The organism is Oleiphilus sp. HI0117 (genome assembly GCF_001635235.1).
In genome coordinates this window covers 1-334 of sequence record NZ_LWGA01001515.1, presented here as the reverse complement: position 1 = coordinate 334, position 334 = coordinate 1, and the positions used below count along the sequence as shown (strand labels likewise).

The 334-nt window shown below is 36.5% G+C and carries 1 protein-coding gene; it reads right to left on the bottom strand.

What is annotated here, in order from left to right:
* Positions 1–265: hypothetical protein (locus A3757_RS24905; RefSeq protein WP_197470309.1), on the bottom strand; the 265-nt coding region annotated here is incomplete at its 3' end.
* Positions 266–334: the final 69 nt, after the last annotated feature.

The following is a 334-nucleotide window of genomic DNA, read 5'->3' as shown; positions in this document are numbered from 1 at the left end:
TATAGATTCCATGCAAGATAAAGGCTACAACAATACAAAAAGCTGGCTTAAGGTAAGCTTTAGCTCTAAACAAGAAGTACATAGCCATTGGAAGAATCATTACAAAAAACATCCCCAAATCATTCGGGTCACTAAAAATCCCCAAATAAGTTATTCTTGTCTTTTCTGACAAACCAGCTCCACTCCAACCTAGGCCGGTCTCGGATGATTTCTGAACACTCCCATCATGCACCATTACCAAAGCACAACCTATGAGAAATAACATAGCTACTCTCTGTTTTTGAAGAGTAGTTATAGTGTTTTGAATTAGTAAAAAGGGTAAAAAAATTGAAGT